This window comes from Caryophanon tenue (assembly GCF_001700315.1).
Classification (GTDB): Bacteria; Bacillota; Bacilli; order Bacillales_A; family Planococcaceae; genus Caryophanon; species Caryophanon tenue.
The window spans coordinates 24582-41011 of sequence record NZ_MASJ01000003.1 but is presented as its reverse complement, the minus strand read 5'-3'; the positions used below and the strand labels follow the sequence as shown (position 1 = coordinate 41011).

The following is a 16430-nucleotide window of genomic DNA, read 5'->3' as shown; positions in this document are numbered from 1 at the left end:
TATCATTAAAGAACACGTTTTGCGCCAATATAACGCGCGCCCCAATATGGACCTTTTACTTTTGCAACAGAAACACCTTTACTTGATGACGAGTGAATGAAGTTGCCGTTCCCTACATAAATGCCTACATGTGATACACCGCGACCAGATGTATTAAAGAACACTAAATCTCCTGCACGTAATGATGAATAAGAAACCGATTTACCTGTACGATACATGCCAGATGTTGTACGTGGTAAGCTCTTCCCTGCTTTTTTAAATGCGTATTGTACGAATCCAGAACAGTCAAAGCCGCTTGTTGTTGTGCCGCCGTAACGATATTTAACGCCTTTTAATTTATTCGCTTGCTGTACAACTGCACTCCCCGATGAAGCACTTGCTTGGTTTGCTTCTCCAAATGGCGTCATAAAAATTGCACCGGCTGTAATAGAAGCAATGATGATTTTAGATGCATGTTTGCGATAGTTCATTAATCGTATTCCTCCATGTATGTATAAATTGTATATATATGTTTGATTTTTTATTTGTTAGTCGTTATCTGTTTGATTATGAATTTTCTGTTAAAGCTGTTTACAGATTAGCATGAAAGCATCGGCGGTAACATTACAATTGTATGACAATTCAATTACGAAAATATTTATTCCACTACACTAACTACTTATCTCCGACTAAATAAAACTGAATTTTCTGCATTTTATATACACTAACATAACATTATATAAGAAATTACTGTGCATTTTGCTATTCTTCTATAATGACTGCCTCAATAAAAAATATGTAGCAGCTATTACATTTATAAAATATTCCAATATAATATATTACTACCAGCTACCTAGAAAAACATGATAGTTCTTTGTGCTCATTTAACTTTTTTTACATTGCATTTTTTCTGAAAATATACTATGTTATAGCTTGTCTTGATTTATTGCAGTTTTTGAATAATTGACAATGTAGTATAATTTTTTTTATACTTTAAATTATTTGAAAATTGACGCTTTTTGAAAAATAAGGAGTTTATAATACAATGAAAAAGTTTATGCAGGATAATTTAGCAATTGGTTTAATGTTATTCGCTCTATTCCTTGGTGCAGGTAATATTATTTTCCCACCAGAGCTAGGGCAAAAATCCGGAGAAGAAATCGTGTGGGCGTTACTCGGCTTCTTAACAACTGGTGTAGGTTTACCATTATTAGCGATTGTTGCTATCGCAAAATCAGGTGGCGACCTATTATTTATTACACAACGTATTAACGCAACATTCGGTTTAATTTTCACATCGCTTGTATACTTAGCAATCGGGCCACTATTTGCATGGCCACGTACAGCTACAGTGTCTTATGAAATTGCCGTTGTTCCATACTTATCAGAATCAGCAGCACAATCACCATGGCCGTTAATTATTATGACAATCGTATTCTTCGCACTAACGCTAGTAGCAGCGATGAATCCGACGAAGCTTGTTGATATCGTCGGCAAAATTTTAACACCTGCTTTATTAATCGTAATCGTTTTACTTACTGTAAAAGCATTTATTTCACCAATGGGTAGCTTAAATGAATCAACTGGTGAGTATATCGCAAATCCATTTACAAAAGGCTTTATTGAAGGGTATTACACAATGGACATGCTTGCCGGTCTTGTATTCGGTTTAGTTATTATCCAAGCATTAAAAGACCGCGGTGTAAATGATGACAAGAAAATTGTTGCTTCAACAATTTATGCCGGTATTATCGCAGCTGCTGGTTTAGCATTTGTGTATATTTCACTTGGCTATATCGGGGCAACAAGTACAGATTCGATCGGCTTTATCGAAGGTACAGGTACAGGTAGTGCCATCATCGCAGCTGCTGCGCAAACATTATACGGTGAATTAGGACAAGCCATTTTATCGGTTATCATTTTATTAGCATGTTTAACAACATCTATTGGTTTAGCAACAGCAAATGCACAATTCTTTAATAAAGTGTATCCAAAAATTTCATACAAAACGTACTTAATCGTGTTCTCATTATTTAGTGGTGTGATCGCAAACTTTGGTTTAGAGAACTTATTAGCCATTACATTACCGGCTTTAATGATTTTATATCCACTTGCAATGGTTATTATTTTCTTATCGTTAACACATAATTTATACGGTGGTAAGCCACTTGTATATGCGTTCGCGTTATTCTTCACATTACTTGTCAGCATTAATGATGGTTTAGTCGCTGCCAATATTAACGTAGAAGCATATCAAAATATTTTAGGCTATTTACCACTTCAAGGACAAGGGATGGGCTGGTTAATCCCAGCGATCGTCGGTGCAATGATCGGCTACATTATCTCAAAAGTAACAAACAAATAATGTATAATAAAGGTGTCCAGCGATGGGCACCTTTTGTTATGTCACCGTAAAGGAGTAGATTCATGAAAAAATTGTTTACCGCTCTTCTTATTACTTGTTTTGTATGTATCAGCATTCCAGCACAAGCAGCTAGCCTTCAAGATGTTCGTTCACTCGTTGAACAATATTATGTCGATGAACTCAGTCCTGCATTTTATGAAGCAACGACCATCGATGAGTTAATGGCAACATTAGACCCCTACTCCGCTTATTTTTCGCCGATGGAATACGAACAATACGTTAACGATATCGATCTTGAATCCGTAGGTATCGGTATTTACTTTGAACAACATCCAGATGGTGCGTATATTACAGATACGATTGAACATAGCCCCGCGGCACAAGCAGGATTAGTCGCTGGCTCCATTATTTTGCAAGTAGATGGTCGTTCGCTCACTGCGATGACGCAAGAACAAATGAGCGCCATTCTACGCGGCGCAGCAGGAACAATTGTAACGTTAACAGTGCAACTGCCAACCAACGCGATGCAGACGTATACGATTACACGACAGGCATTTCAAACACCGAAAGTATCGTCAAATCTTTTATACGGCAAGATTGGCTATATCGCGCTTTACACGTTTTCAGACGATGCAGACACATTGATGCGTCGCGCACTGTCAAACTTACGTGAACAAGGTGCTACATCGTATATTATCGATTTACGCAATAATGGCGGCGGTTACGTTGAAACAGCCGAAAAAATTATCGGCATGTTCACGAATAGTCCGCTCGCTTACTTATTACACACAAAAAATCAGTCTCAACTGTATTCATCGGTCGGCACATATCGAAAATTCCCATTAAATAGCCGTCTTTTAGTAAATGAATACAGCGCTAGCGCTTCTGAAATGACCGCAGCAGCACTTCAAGACCAGCAAGCAGCCATTTTATATGGCCAAAAAACATATGGTAAAGGCTCGATGCAGCAGTTTTTAAACTTTAGTGACGGCAGCTATTTAAAATTAACAATTGCAACCTTCACAGGACCAAATGGAAAAACAATTCATGAAAAAGGAGTGATTCCTGATATCGTGACAACATCGCCGTTAGAAGACGCTCACTTTGATGCTTTAACTGAAAAATTGCAGTATGCCATTCAACCAACATTAACAAAAGATGCGCATAGTTCAAGTTTATACATTGTGCATAAACAAATTGCCAATACAGCTAAAAATCGCTATCATTTTGTACAACTTGGCACTGATAAAAAGCTCGAATTTTCAGCTGCAAAATCAGGAAAACGTTATGCTCGCCTAACATTTAACGAACCGTTAAAAGCAGGAGCAACGTATGCGCTTATTACAGAAGCAACTGATACACAGCCTGGAAAAATTCAAAAGATCATCGTTCGCTAGCTTATTGCATAGAAAAGGAGCGCAGTTTCTCAATACGTGATTGAGAGACCGCGCTCCTTTTATCTATATTTATGCTAGCTGTTTCGCTTGTGCAAAATAAATCGTTAATAATGAATCGGCTAGTTGTTTTGCATCATATTTACCTGTTAATAAACATGTATACGTTAAACGTTCAAGTGAACCAACTAAGCTCTCCGACAGCAGTACTGCATCATTGACATGTGAAAATTGTTCCACATATCCTTTAACTTGCTCCGTAAATGCTGCTTTGACTACTTTTGCATCCATTGCTTCGAAAAAGCCTACTTTTGTTAGTAGTGGATGTTGTGTAAAGAATGTTAAAACTTGCTCTAGCTTTGTCTGTAAATCACTTAATGACACATTTGTATGTACATCTTCCGTATCAAAAATCGTCATTAATTTTTCATTAAACTCCGCATTTAAGCTATTAAATAAAGAATCTTTACTTTCAAAGTATAAGTAAAATGTTGGCTGTGTTAAGTTTGCAGCTTTCACAATATCACTGATTTTCGTTTGATGATAACCATGTGTTGCAAATAATTCAATTGCCTTTTCTAATAGTAATTGCTTGCTGCGTTCGCCATTTGAATTAACTTTTCGTCCTCTTGCCATACCGTCACCTTTATCTTTCTATAGCTTCTCGGGTACTACTTTCCCAAACAATAGTTTTAATTATACAAGAAACTTTATACTTTTTAAACATTAACCACATAAACATAGTAGAAAACCGAAATTCCTACAACTTTACTGCGATTTCTGCTAAATTACACTTCCTATTTAGCAAATTTTGACGTCTTCAAGTAAAAAAGCCGTCATCATGCAGGACATTGCATGACCACGACTTTTTTGTTTTATGAACGTTTGCTAAAGCGTTTACGTAATTTCGTTAAACTTGTACTTACTTCTTTAATGCCGAACAAATGGAATACCACAAGTGTCACCACTGTAAAAATCGTTACCCCGACAATAAACGTTACCCATTTATAATCAAATGTTAAATATTCACTTGAGAGGTATGTGATAACTCCCACAATCAAAAATGGAATCCATGGACGTAACCATTGTTTTTTTGTTTCTGGTACAACAAGTGCTAAATTGTATTTTATTTTCCCGTACACGACCAGCATGATTGTATTTGTAATCGAACTAATAAGCGTCGCCCATGCAATCGCTGTAGCACCGTATTCATCTGTAAAGAAATACATAATAGCAATGTTAATAATGAACACGTTCACAATACTAAAAACAACTGGTGCTGCGGAGTCACCTTTTGCATAATAAAAACGTGTGATGTATGTGTTCAATGCTAAAAACAGCATCGACAACACTAAAATTTCAAATACTGGTACCGTAATCGATGTTGAATATGCATCAAATTCACCGTATTCAAAAATGACTTGAATTAAATTTTTATCGTAAAAATACGCAAAAATAGATACCGGTACTAATAACAGTGTTAAATAATAAAGTCCTTTTGAATATAATAGCTTAATCGATTCTCCGTCATCTTCCGCTTCTTTTTTACTTAAAATCGGATAAATAACGGTTGTTACCGCTGTAATTAAAATCGCTTGCGGGAATTGCGTTAATTTCGATGCGTAGTTAACTGCCGAAATCGCCCCTTCTCCAAGCGGTCCTGCGAAAAAGCGTTGCAGCATCGCATAAATCTGAATCGCTGCGCCACCAATCATCACGGGCCATACCATAAGCCATAAATCACGTGTCGATTGATTACGTGTAAACGATATGCCTACTGGGTGACTGTCAAGCTTACGATATCCTTTTGCCACGTAGTACACCATTACAAGTGCACTAAACAATGCCGAAATCCCGTACGCAACTGGTCCAATGATAAATGATAATCCAACTGCAATCACAAGGAATAACACATTATATAACAAAATCGCAAAGCTTGATAAATGGAAACGGTCATGAATATTTAACATACCGCTATACCAAGAAGCAAGTGCGAGTAAAATAGATGATGGCATCATCCAATAAAATAAGCTAACGGCTAAATCAAACGCTTCTGGCCCTTTTTCATCAATTTCAAATAAATGCATTAATGGTTCGGTAAACGCCATAATCGCCACGGTCATCACAGTTAGTGACACCACTACAATCGTAAATGACTGTTTCACAAATTCTGCTTGATTCGTCTGTTTGCGGTTATAAATGGAAATCACGGCGGTTGTAAATGCGCCACCAACGACTAAATATAAAAAGTTCGGCAATAAATAAGCCGTAAAAATACTATCTGCTACATGAGAAGAACCATATTGGAAACCAATAACCATCTCACGGAAAAAGCCAAATAGTCGTGCAATAATATTAATAACGGCTACTGCCCCTACAATTTTTAAAAATTTGTTCAAGGACGTTCGCCACCTTTACTTGCAGATTCATACAGCGCGATTACATGATTTGTAATCGTCACCTCATCATGCAATGTTAAGGCTTTATTTACAGCTTGTTCATTTACATAGGCAGCACGTGGTGTATGCAACGCTCGAAGCATTTCCTCTCGTAGCGCATCGCTATTTTTCGCTGGTACAAGCTTCCCTGCACCGTCGCCTAATAAAGATACTAACCCACCAACTTGTGATGCGATAACCGGTGTTCCACATGCAAGCGCCTCTAATGCAACGAGCCCAAACCCTTCTAAATGGGACGGTAACACAAATGAATCAGCTGCTTGGAACCACTTTGCAAGTTGTGGTTGTTTTACCGGGTCTTCAAAACGCACATGCTCGTCAACAAGTGGTTGAATACGCTCAATAAACGCCGTATCCCGACGAGAACCAACAATAATCAGTTGTGTCGCGCGGTCTGTATTTGCTCGCACTTGACGATAAGCATGTAATAGCTCTTCGACACCTTTTTGTTCAATCACGTTCCCTACAAATAAAAATGTAAAGACATCTTCCGCCACTTGTAGCTCTTGTCGTACAGTTGCTTTATCTGCTTGATGGAAAATAGTACGGTTCACACCCATACTTAAAATTGAAATTTTCGTCGCAGGCACTTGAAAATCACGTTCAATTTGCTCTGCCAATACAGGACCTACCGCAATAACATGTTCTGCTTGCTGTAAAATGGATGCGGTCCATTTGCGAATACGCTCACTTTTCTTCGCCATACGTTCGATGTCTCCACCGTGTGCCGTAACAATGTACGGAATGCGGAACATTTTTTTCAGCGCAAGTGATAACATACCTGATGGGAAAACATAATGGGCATGTGTAACTGTATAGTCATTTTTCCCTTTCTTCCCTAACGATAATGCATGTTTTGCCCACTTCGCATATTTGGTGATGACGTTTTTCTTACCGACTGCTGGGTTGTCATTTACTGCAATATCAACTTCAATTCCTGCTCGCTTCAGTGCCTCCACTTGATTTTTGACAAAGATACCATATGAAGGATGTGAAGCAGAAGGATACATATTACTAATCACTAATACTTTTTTCATTTATCCTTCACTGCCTTTGCCAATAATTGTTTTCCTCTCATTGCTTCATCATGCATCTTTTGAGAAATACGTTTCGTACGCTCGACCGTTGCTGGCCAATCTGCCGTTAAACGCCCGTACGCTTTTGCTACAAGCTGTGGATCTTTGCGTAAATCAGCCAGTTCGATACATAAATCACTCGACTTGATCGAGCGCATGAAATCCGTTACCTTCTTATGATACGACAAGGCAATAATTGGTGTTTGTGCATCTGTTGCTAAAATTAAGGAATGCAGACGTGTACCAATCACAACATCCATTTCACTCGTCACCTGTAACAAGTCTTCAGGAATTAAGTTGCGGTCAATAACCTCAATGCGTTGTGCGTGCTTCATTTTATTACGAATATCTTTTGTAACGCTGACATCTTGCGGATATTTCGTCGCAAAAAATGTAATATCGACATCATGCTCATCCACTAATACATCTAAGTTATTTGCCATACTCGTTACGTAGTCGTCGTATTTATCGACGTCACCTGATGGCCAATAATTCGCATTATGTACAGGCACTGCTGAAATTCCGATACGTTTTGGTTTTGCCGGATGATTGTCTCGCTTTTCAAACATTGTGAAAGCAGGGTCTCCGATCACATGAATATCGCGTTTTACTCCGATTGTACGTAATAGCTCTTTTGATTCTGGGTCACGTACGGATACATTCGCTGCATATTTACACATGTAACGAATCATCACTTTCCCCGTTAATGTATCAAGTGGGCCTGCACCACAGCCATACACAACATATGGTACACCTGCTTGCTTCGCCATAATGGCATACGCGCCGTAAAGTTGGGCTTCACGACGATAGAAATCCATTAAAATACCGCCACCGCCGATGATGAGCAAATCAAATTTATCCATATAGCGCTTGTTTGATTTATACGTGTGGAAAAACGTTTTATACAAATTGCTACGCTTATAATAAAGTGGATAACTTTGCACACCATACCGTTCGGACGTTTGTTGTGTATTGTTACTAAATACAGTAATGTCTTCGCTCTTCACATCAAATTGCTGTTTTACTTGTGCAATAATGCTGTAAAGGATGGCCTCATCGCCGTTATTGTCATTACCGTAATTCCCCACAATTCCGATTTTCATTGAATAACATCCTTTTAAAATTAATAATGCACCATTATATCATATGGTGCGTTCGTCTATAGGTTTCTTCACCCTATGTCTCAGCTCGTGATACACGCGCTTTTTTCTGTCTGTTGTTATTTTACCATGACGCTCTTGCTTATAGAAATGTTGCACGAACAATTTTCACAAAAAATCATAAAAAGAAAGAGATTGGGATAACACTCCATTTCTGATGAAAATGAGTTGATTGACATGATAACAATTTGCTAGCCCGTTTCGATACAAGTGGCGACTTCAGCAAGAGTAGAATTGTTTTTCTGCGACGACGTACCGCAAGAGCATGAGCTTTTAAAGGTAGAAAAATATCCTTCAGCAGTTGTCGTTGCTGAAGGATATTTCTTTCTGTCCCAATGTCTTATTACTCTATTTAATGACGCTCCATTACACATTCACTACTTTGTAAGTGTACGGTATAGGAATAACGCAAAGTGTTCACGTGAAATATACGTCTTCGGTTTAAATGAGCCGTCCGTATAACCCGTTGTAACATCATTTGCTGCAAGTGCTTGTACAAATGGATATTCCCACGCAGTTGTCGACACATCAGTAAACACTTTTTGTGCATCACCTTCAAGTGTAAATGCTAGCGTAATGATTTTCGCCATTTGTCCGCGTGTTAATGATTGTGACGGATTAAATTGATTGTCGAAGCCGTCCATAATGCCCATGTTTTGAACTGCCGCAATTTGTTTGTAATAACGATGCGTTGTCGGCACGTCTGTAAAGTTCGGGTTTGCTACATCGTCCGCATTTAAATTTAAAATACGACTAATAATAACGGCCGCGTGCTCACGTGACAATACTTCTGTCGGACGGAATGTACCGTCTGTATAGCCTGTAAAGTGACCTTTTTCAGCTAAATATGTCACAGCATCTAAGTATTTATACGAGCTTGATAAATCTTTAAATTGAACGGGTGATGGATTTGGTGTCGGCTCCGGTGTTGGCGTTGGCTTTGGTGTTTCAACAACTGGCTTTTCAACCACTACTTTGACACCTGCTGCTTTATCGCCTAAACGTGCAATCACTTTCCCTTCGCCACCTGCTGTATTAGCAGTAAATTTACCGTTTTCATCAATCGTTCCAATATCGCCTTCTACTTCGTATGTTAATTGATATTTATCATACAGCAGTTCTTTTCCTGCCTCGTCAAGCGCATTGACACTAAATTGAATCGTTTCCTGTGGCTTTACAGTTGTCGCTGTCGCTTTTAAATAAAACTGTGATGGACCTGCTACTGTCGTAATCGGGTACGTTTGGAAAATCGAACCGCCATGTGCAATGTACAAGCGGTCTGTACCGACTTCATTCATTTTATACGTTAAACCGTCTGATGAAATTGTTCCTTTTTCCGATGTTAACGCGAGCTTACTTTTTTCAGCAACAATCGGATTATAATACTTATCCATCACATTTGTGACACTCGTTACCGAGGCACTTGCACCGACTAAAAATGTCCCAACACGTGAGCGCGTCACAGTACCGCGTGCGGCTTCACTTGTTGGTGCTGTGCTAATCGCTTCTAGCGTTGTCGATACGCGGCGTTGTGCACCACCATCTGATGGCACATTCGCTAGTACAACATTATTGCTGCCATGTTTACGGATTCCCATCGTTGTCGAACCGCCACCGTCTAAATTAATGGCTGTATCAACACCAATCGATACTAAATAATTGGCAAGCTGCGTCATATTCATCCCGCGAGATGCACTTTGACGACCATCAACTGTAATATAATGTACTTTATTTGTATCTTCATCAACACCTACAACGGTACGTGGTGCAACCTCACGCGCGCGCGCACTGCTCGGATCCATCTGTAAATTGACACGATTATCTTGTACTAATAGTGGACCTGTCGCAATCATAAAGTCGGCATTATTCCATTCTTCATTAATCGAGAAGTCAACGGTTACTTCCTCGCCTACTTTCATATTTTCCATCATCGCGCGCCAAGGGGTACCATGTACCGATAACACGAAGCCTGTTTCAGGAATTTGAGCCGGCCATTTCTCTGAATATGGGAAAATATGCGTAACTTTTCCTGTTAATGTTTGACCAAATGAATTTTCGGTAATAACTTTACCTGTATCTATTACGACCTCGACACCGTAAGCATTTTGCCCCGTTGTCGATAAATAATGTTGCGGCGTAAAGACAATCGCCTCATTATCATAACGTTTTCGATTTAAACCTGACAGTTCATATGTTTGACCGCCATATTGCATCGAAATATCAAAGTCGAACAATTCGATGGCAGGAGAGCCATCATCTTTCACTCCGAATGCATATGGCTTATTTACAAATTCATCTGCACCAACAGAAATACGTCCACCATTTATAATTTCATTATTTTCAGCTAATAATAAAAGTGGATTGCCAACAGACATATCGAAGAAGCCAGCATTAATCGCACCTACAACACGATGTCCTTCCGTTGAATGTGCGTTTGCCATTGCTGTCGTCGTCATACGTCCATTTTGTGTTGGCGGTAAACCAAGCCCTACTTTTGTATATGGGTCGGTTAAATCAATCGTTAAATGATTAATTTTATTCGTCACAGACGATGCTTGATACTGATATTGTTCATACGTAACACCAGAAGAAAGTGGATATGTAGTAATCGTAGTTTTAGACGCCTCTGTATTTGTTGGCACGACAAACATTGCACAAATTGCCGTTGCCACAAAAGGCATTTTCCAGCTCTTTTTTATCATCATTTAGCTCGTAAATGAGCACACCTGCCTTTTCTTATTTTTTATTAGCATAACAAACTTACGCAAAAAACACTATCGAACAGGAATCATGATAAAAAAAGATATTAAGTCTTATTACGAACATGCGATTTAGTCGAAAATACGCCTTATTTTATCACACTATTTTACCTACTAATTCGGACGTACATTTGGTAGGATTATAGTATCTTAGGAGGAAAGAAGTTTTGAAGAAAATATACCTTGTTTGTTCAATCATATTTTTTAGCTTATTATTTTCCACATCAGCGTTTGCGGATAATATTACTGGCTCTACCCACGAAGAAGGGTTACGTTATTTGATTGAAAAAGGCGCGATTCAATCAGACAGCAGTGGGCACTATTATCCAAACGCAACGGTGACGCGCGGTCAATTTGCTTCATATATATCAATTGCATTAGATTTACCTACTTCAACAACTGTAACGTTTTCCGATGTAATCGGTTCTACAAAGCAAGACCAAGCCATTCGTAGTGCAGCTGCAGCCGGTATTATTAGCGGGTACCCAGAAGGAACGTTTCGACCAAATGATTATGTTACTCGTCAACATATGGCACGTATGCTGCAACGCACTTTACAATATTTAAAAATTGATACATCAAATGTTCAATTCGAGTTAAACTTTGCAGATGCACATAAAATTTATGCTGAACATCAGCAAGCAGTAGGCATCGGCTCTTCATTAGGGATCATTAAAGGAGAACCATTAGTAGATGGCGTTTATTTCAAACCATTACATAATGCAACCGTTGGACATGCCGCAACCTTTATTTACCGACTTATGACACTTGTTAATGACCCATTAACAAAGCCTGAACCTGAGCAACTTGTTACACCACCGACAACGCCTAATCCCGTTCCACCTACACCTGCTCCAGATGTAGGAGAAGACTTTGGCGATTTCTCGGTGTTCAACATTCAAAATTATAAGCTAGCAAAAGTACGTTCATATACGACATTTGAAAAAGCAGTCGCATCGATTCAAAACTCACGTCAAATCGTACTGGACAAAAATGCACGTGTCATTTATATGAAGAGCGGTGTCGTGCTTGCCAATAAATATGTTGAAATTCGTCTTACTGGCACAGGTGAAATGATTGGCGCTGCACAAGGCTCACAAATGGAATATATGAGCAGTAATGGTTCTACCGTAACGGTAAGTTTTGCTGGGCAAATTGGCACATTACCAATCAATAGTAATATTTCGTTGGAGCCGACCGATTTAATTAAAGAACGGGACCATTATACTGTCAATAATAATGGTGAAGTTGTGCATAATTTAGTTGCAAATTTACGTACAGGTGGCGTAACGAGTAGCTATATTGTCGGAAAAGCACCTGCTCAAATGAAAAAAGGTGAAAAATACTATAGTTGGAATGGTATTTATTTTACGAACAAAGATAAAAGTGTTGGCTTTGACTATTACAACTACTATCAATTTTTACCTGCGTTCTCAAAAACAAAATATACCGCAGCCGAATTAGATAGTTATTTACTAAAGCGTTTAAAAGAACTGGAGTCTACTGGGGCTTCAGCGTTTAAAAATGCGTCAACAAAAAGTAAAATTATCGGGTTAGGTACGATTGCAAAACAAATGGAAGCACGCTACGGTGTGAATGCTTTAATGGTCATTGCACTTTCATTTAATGAAAGTAATTACGGCATGAGTACAAAAGCGCAAAACTTCAATAACTTATTTGGTTTAAATGTACGCGATACTGGTGACCAAAATGACCGCTTTGACGACGTTGAACATAGCGTTCGTGAATTGTTAACAGCTTATTGGTTACCGAACTATATCGAGCCTGGTGGTAAATTTGCAAACGGCTCTGTATTTGGCTCAAAGGCGATGGGCTTTAACGTCAAATATGCGTCAGATCCGTATTGGGGCGCAAAAGCAGCAGGTCATTATTACCGTATCGATAAGGCGCTTGGACGAAAAGATGCGTCAAACTCATATACAATTGGCCTAACGCGTAAAATCGCACCCGTGAACTCAATCGCAACGATTAATAGCGGTAGCGTTTTATACAACTATAAACGAGCAAATTATCCAGTCATTATTCAAAGCAATGTAAACTCAAACTTCTACGAAATCATTTCTGATAAACGAACAAACAACCGTGTCGTTTCAGGATTCGTTCCTGTCGATTACGTACGCATTATCGAAACAACAAAATAACACGTACCCCCTCCTCCGAAACAATAAAATCGTTTCGGAGGTCTTTTCATGAAAACGTAAAAAGCTGTTCAAAACGCCTGAGCGCTTTAAACAGCTTCCTTTTTTATGCTTTCGCAGCCTCCGATACTTTCTTCGCAGGTTTTTTACGTTGCTTTTTAATTTTCCCAACAACAAATGTCCCACCAGGAATATACTGCAGTACATAAGCAAATATGATACTAACGGCAATCGAAATAGAGAAAATAAGCGGTATGCGGATGTACGTTTCTTCAAACGCTAACACAATCGGTTCAGCAATATACACCATCACTTGCCAATGCCCTAAATAAATCGCAAATGCATAACGACTAATTAAATCCACCGCTTTTAACTTTGGTACGAGTTGTCCCCAAGCTAAAATCGCTAATGTTAATGCAATAACAGTTGGCACTAAATAAATCGTGCGAGATTCGACAATCACATTTAATGTTTCAAAGCGGTCATATAAGTAATACAATGACCCACCAACGACCACAAGCAGTACGTAGCGCGCTTTTAGGAGCCATGGTGCAAGCACATGATAATAACGACCAACAAAGTATGCGAACACAAAATACATAAGCCAAATTGTTGCTGAAATACGTAACTCTAATTCATATGTTTTGTAAAATTCCTCAGAAAACACAAGCCCATGAAAATGAATATACGAAATAACGATCGCTGCCGGGAAAATAATCCAGCGAGTCCATTTAAATTTTGTCACAATCCAATACAAGAAATATAGCTGGAAAATGACTAAAATAAACCATCCTGTAAAACGACCAAGGACGATATTATTATAAAAATACTCCCAAAAGCCTTTGTATTGGTTCATACGATTAATTGCATCAATCGCGCTAAACGCGACGAACGGCAAATAAATGTATAAAAAACGTGAAGACCAAAACTTTTTCGGTAGTTGGTCTGGGTAACGATTCGCTAAAATAATAATGGATAATAAAATAAATGTTGGTGTTGCAAAGCATAAAATTAAACGTAAAAACGTTAGCATTTCATTTTCTACCGGTGTTTGTAATGTAATAATCCATGTAGTTGTATGTAGTAGTACGATACTGACACAGGCAATTGCGCGTAATAAATCCCATTCTTTGATCATAGTCACATCTCCGTTTTAGATTCCTTATCTAGTATAGCACCTTATTCTTATGTTAGGACATTTGTTACAAAAACGTAAAATAAAGCTTTCGGCATAAAAAAGAAGTGGCAGGAGAAATCGAAACATTTCTCCTGCCACTTCGACAATATTAGCTTGCTACATCTACTACATGCTCATATCCAGCGATTAAATCGCCAAAGCCTTGTGCTTCTAATGATTCTACGACTGTACGTGTAATTTCAATTTCTTCACTTGTAATATAGCCTACTTTTGACGTTACAAGTGTGTCAAATAATGCCACATCATACGGAATGTTTAACTTTTTAAATAGCTCTAATGAATACAGCATATCTTCTAACGTTAAATATTCGTAATCAGCATCTTTGAATGTATACGTACCATTTTCACCTGGATTTAACTGATACCAGAAGTCGCCTGTTGCTTCGTTAATCCACTCTAAGCCTGTATCCTCTACCGCATCTTTAATCGCTAATGCCGTATTTAAATACGCTTCATTTTGCGATAAGTCATATGACTCTAGTAAGAAGTTTAATTCCGCTAAAATGTGGTTCAGTGACGCATGTGTTTTTTCTGATTGCTCTGGTGCGTAGTAATCTAAAATGTAATAACCATTCGCCGTTTCAAACACATTACCCGCTGCTTTTTGCTGTGTTAAGAACGTTGCGTATAAATTATACATTTCCGTCAGCTCATCATCTTCTAAAATTTCGCCAGCCTTCACTAAAAACTGTGCAATATTTTCGTTATGACGTGTATCTGTGTACGGTGCTACAATGCCGTAATTATCTTTTAGCCATGAGCTTGTGTATTCTGTATACCAGAGCTCATCGCCTTCATCTTTCATATCCATTAAGTAGTTCGTATCTGTCACAATCATATTGTAATAGAAGCGGTCTTTCGTTTCTGGATATTGGTCTACAAAGTATGTGCCTTGTTGGTTGACTAAGTTACGTCCGTAGCCCACTTGTGTATATGGCTCAATTGCCCATGGTAATTTTGAGTAATTCCCTTGTGCAGTTAGCCATTTTTGTGAGCGTACATAGTGGTAATTTGTGTAATCTTTATACGACTGCATTTCTTCTTTTGTATTGAATAAATTGTCGCTTGATAACATAAACCAGCTTTCACTAATTTGACGTTTTACATTTGTATTTAACGTTAGTTCAAATGCTACCTCGTCCGTTCCAATTTCAACATCACCAGTAGAGTTTTCTTTTACATATTCACGTAGGACACTGTCTTTACCGTTACTATAGCGCCAGCTTTGCTCATTTGACACAAAGTTTTGTGACACCATAATTTCGTAGTCATCATCCCCGATTGTATAAATGCCTTTTACATTTGATGTGTAGTCAATGCCGAACACATTATCATGCTCGCGCTCTACACGCTCTTTATAGGCAAAGAAATCATATTCTTGTTGTCCTTTGAAGACGATATAGTAAGGAACTTCAAAGCCCCAATCCCATTTATTATCGAAGCGTGTAAATACAAATTGGTCACCGTTATCAACAGTACGAATCACCACTTGAATTTCACCCATATCTTCAAATTCTTTTCCTGTTGCTTCACGTGTTGCTTCGTCCGTCTCACGTGTCATATGGTACGTAAAGGTTTCATCAACTGCGTTCACTTTTTCCTCTGTGTCATGCCCGATTTCTTCATATTCGAAGCCACCTGCAAAACGTAAGTAAATATCATCACGCACTTGAACCTCTAATGTTGCTTCCTCAATCGCTGCTGATACTTTTTCTTCGCTACGCGTTTGTAGCCAACTTTCAAGCAAGTACGACCCAGCAAGCAATATAAGTGTGCCTACTACCCACACCGAGACAAAAGATTTAATTTTCATCCGATTTTCCCTCTCTACTGTAAGTCATTCAACTTTCATTATATAAGAACTGCATTTAATTATAAAGC

General features: G+C 38.5%; 11 protein-coding genes. 3 read left to right on the top strand and 8 right to left on the bottom strand.

Annotated elements, in window-relative coordinates; all coding sequences use genetic code 11:
- Positions 1-5 precede the first annotated feature (5 nt).
- The gene (locus A6M13_RS03415; protein ID WP_066542883.1) at positions 6-470 is read right to left on the bottom strand and encodes a C40 family peptidase; all 465 of its coding nucleotides are present in this window, start codon (positions 468-470) and stop codon (positions 6-8) included.
- A gap of 554 nt (positions 471-1024) precedes the next feature.
- Here A6M13_RS03415 and brnQ point away from each other — a divergent pair.
- On the top strand, positions 1025-2344 hold the full coding sequence (gene brnQ / locus A6M13_RS03410) for a branched-chain amino acid transport system II carrier protein (protein ID WP_066542881.1): 1320 nt from the start codon (positions 1025-1027) through the stop codon (positions 2342-2344).
- A 62-nt stretch (positions 2345-2406) separates the two neighbouring features.
- Complete coding sequence (locus A6M13_RS03405) at positions 2407-3741, top strand: S41 family peptidase (protein ID WP_066542879.1); 1335 nt, start codon at positions 2407-2409, stop codon at positions 3739-3741.
- Between the two features lie 69 nt (positions 3742-3810).
- Here the strand turns inward: A6M13_RS03405 and A6M13_RS03400 are convergent, their stop codons facing one another.
- From A6M13_RS03400 to A6M13_RS03380, 5 genes are all read right to left on the bottom strand, one after another.
- The gene (locus A6M13_RS03400) at positions 3811-4374 is read right to left on the bottom strand and encodes a TetR/AcrR family transcriptional regulator (protein ID WP_066542878.1); all 564 of its coding nucleotides are present in this window, start codon (positions 4372-4374) and stop codon (positions 3811-3813) included.
- Between the two features lie 239 nt (positions 4375-4613).
- Positions 4614-6137 (bottom strand): murein biosynthesis integral membrane protein MurJ, encoded by a 1524-nt coding sequence (gene murJ, locus A6M13_RS03395; RefSeq protein WP_066542877.1) that lies wholly within the window; start codon positions 6135-6137, stop codon positions 4614-4616.
- A complete protein-coding gene (locus A6M13_RS03390; RefSeq protein WP_066542876.1) occupies positions 6134-7234 on the bottom strand; it encodes a glycosyltransferase in 1101 nt (366 codons plus the stop codon). The genes murJ and A6M13_RS03390 overlap by 4 nt, the downstream gene beginning before the upstream one ends.
- The gene (locus A6M13_RS03385; RefSeq protein WP_066542875.1) at positions 7231-8376 is read right to left on the bottom strand and encodes a polysaccharide pyruvyl transferase family protein; all 1146 of its coding nucleotides are present in this window, start codon (positions 8374-8376) and stop codon (positions 7231-7233) included. Before A6M13_RS03385 ends, A6M13_RS03390 begins: the two co-directional genes overlap by 4 nt.
- A 434-nt stretch (positions 8377-8810) precedes the next feature.
- Positions 8811-11114 carry an S-layer homology domain-containing protein gene (locus A6M13_RS03380; RefSeq protein ID WP_066542874.1) on the bottom strand — a complete coding sequence of 768 codons (2304 nt, stop codon included), beginning with the start codon at positions 11112-11114 and terminating at the stop codon, positions 8811-8813.
- Positions 11115-11359: 245 nt separating this feature from the next.
- On the opposite strand from A6M13_RS03380, the gene A6M13_RS03375 reads away from it, so the two are divergent.
- Positions 11360-13354, top strand: coding sequence for an S-layer homology domain-containing protein (locus A6M13_RS03375; RefSeq protein WP_066542872.1), 1995 nt, complete (start codon positions 11360-11362; stop codon positions 13352-13354).
- 103 nt (positions 13355-13457) lie between these two features.
- On the opposite strand, the gene A6M13_RS03370 is transcribed toward A6M13_RS03375, so the two are convergent.
- Positions 13458-14489, bottom strand: a complete 1032-nt coding sequence (locus A6M13_RS03370; protein ID WP_066542870.1) for an acyltransferase family protein — start codon at positions 14487-14489, stop codon at positions 13458-13460.
- 148 nt (positions 14490-14637) lie between these two features.
- Positions 14638-16362, bottom strand: coding sequence for a hypothetical protein (locus A6M13_RS03365; RefSeq protein ID WP_066542868.1), 1725 nt, complete (start codon positions 16360-16362; stop codon positions 14638-14640).
- Positions 16363-16430 lie beyond the last annotated feature (68 nt).

Excerpts from the sequence above, each read along its gene's own strand:
- A6M13_RS03415 (WP_066542883.1), bottom strand. The coding sequence starts at position 470 with ATGAACTATCGCAAACATGCATCTAAAATCATCATTGCTTCTATTACA.
- brnQ (WP_066542881.1), top strand. The coding sequence starts at position 1,025 with ATGAAAAAGTTTATGCAGGATAATTTAGCAATTGGTTTAATGTTATTC.
- A6M13_RS03405 (WP_066542879.1), top strand. The coding sequence starts at position 2,407 with ATGAAAAAATTGTTTACCGCTCTTCTTATTACTTGTTTTGTATGTATC.
- A6M13_RS03400 (WP_066542878.1), bottom strand. The coding sequence starts at position 4,374 with ATGGCAAGAGGACGAAAAGTTAATTCAAATGGCGAACGCAGCAAGCAA.
- A6M13_RS03390 (WP_066542876.1), bottom strand. The coding sequence starts at position 7,234 with ATGAAAAAAGTATTAGTGATTAGTAATATGTATCCTTCTGCTTCACAT.
- A6M13_RS03385 (WP_066542875.1), bottom strand. The coding sequence starts at position 8,376 with ATGAAAATCGGAATTGTGGGGAATTACGGTAATGACAATAACGGCGAT.
- A6M13_RS03380 (WP_066542874.1), bottom strand. The coding sequence starts at position 11,114 with ATGCCTTTTGTGGCAACGGCAATTTGTGCAATGTTTGTCGTGCCAACA.
- A6M13_RS03370 (WP_066542870.1), bottom strand. The coding sequence starts at position 14,489 with ATGATCAAAGAATGGGATTTATTACGCGCAATTGCCTGTGTCAGTATC.
- A6M13_RS03365 (WP_066542868.1), bottom strand. The coding sequence starts at position 16,362 with ATGAAAATTAAATCTTTTGTCTCGGTGTGGGTAGTAGGCACACTTATA.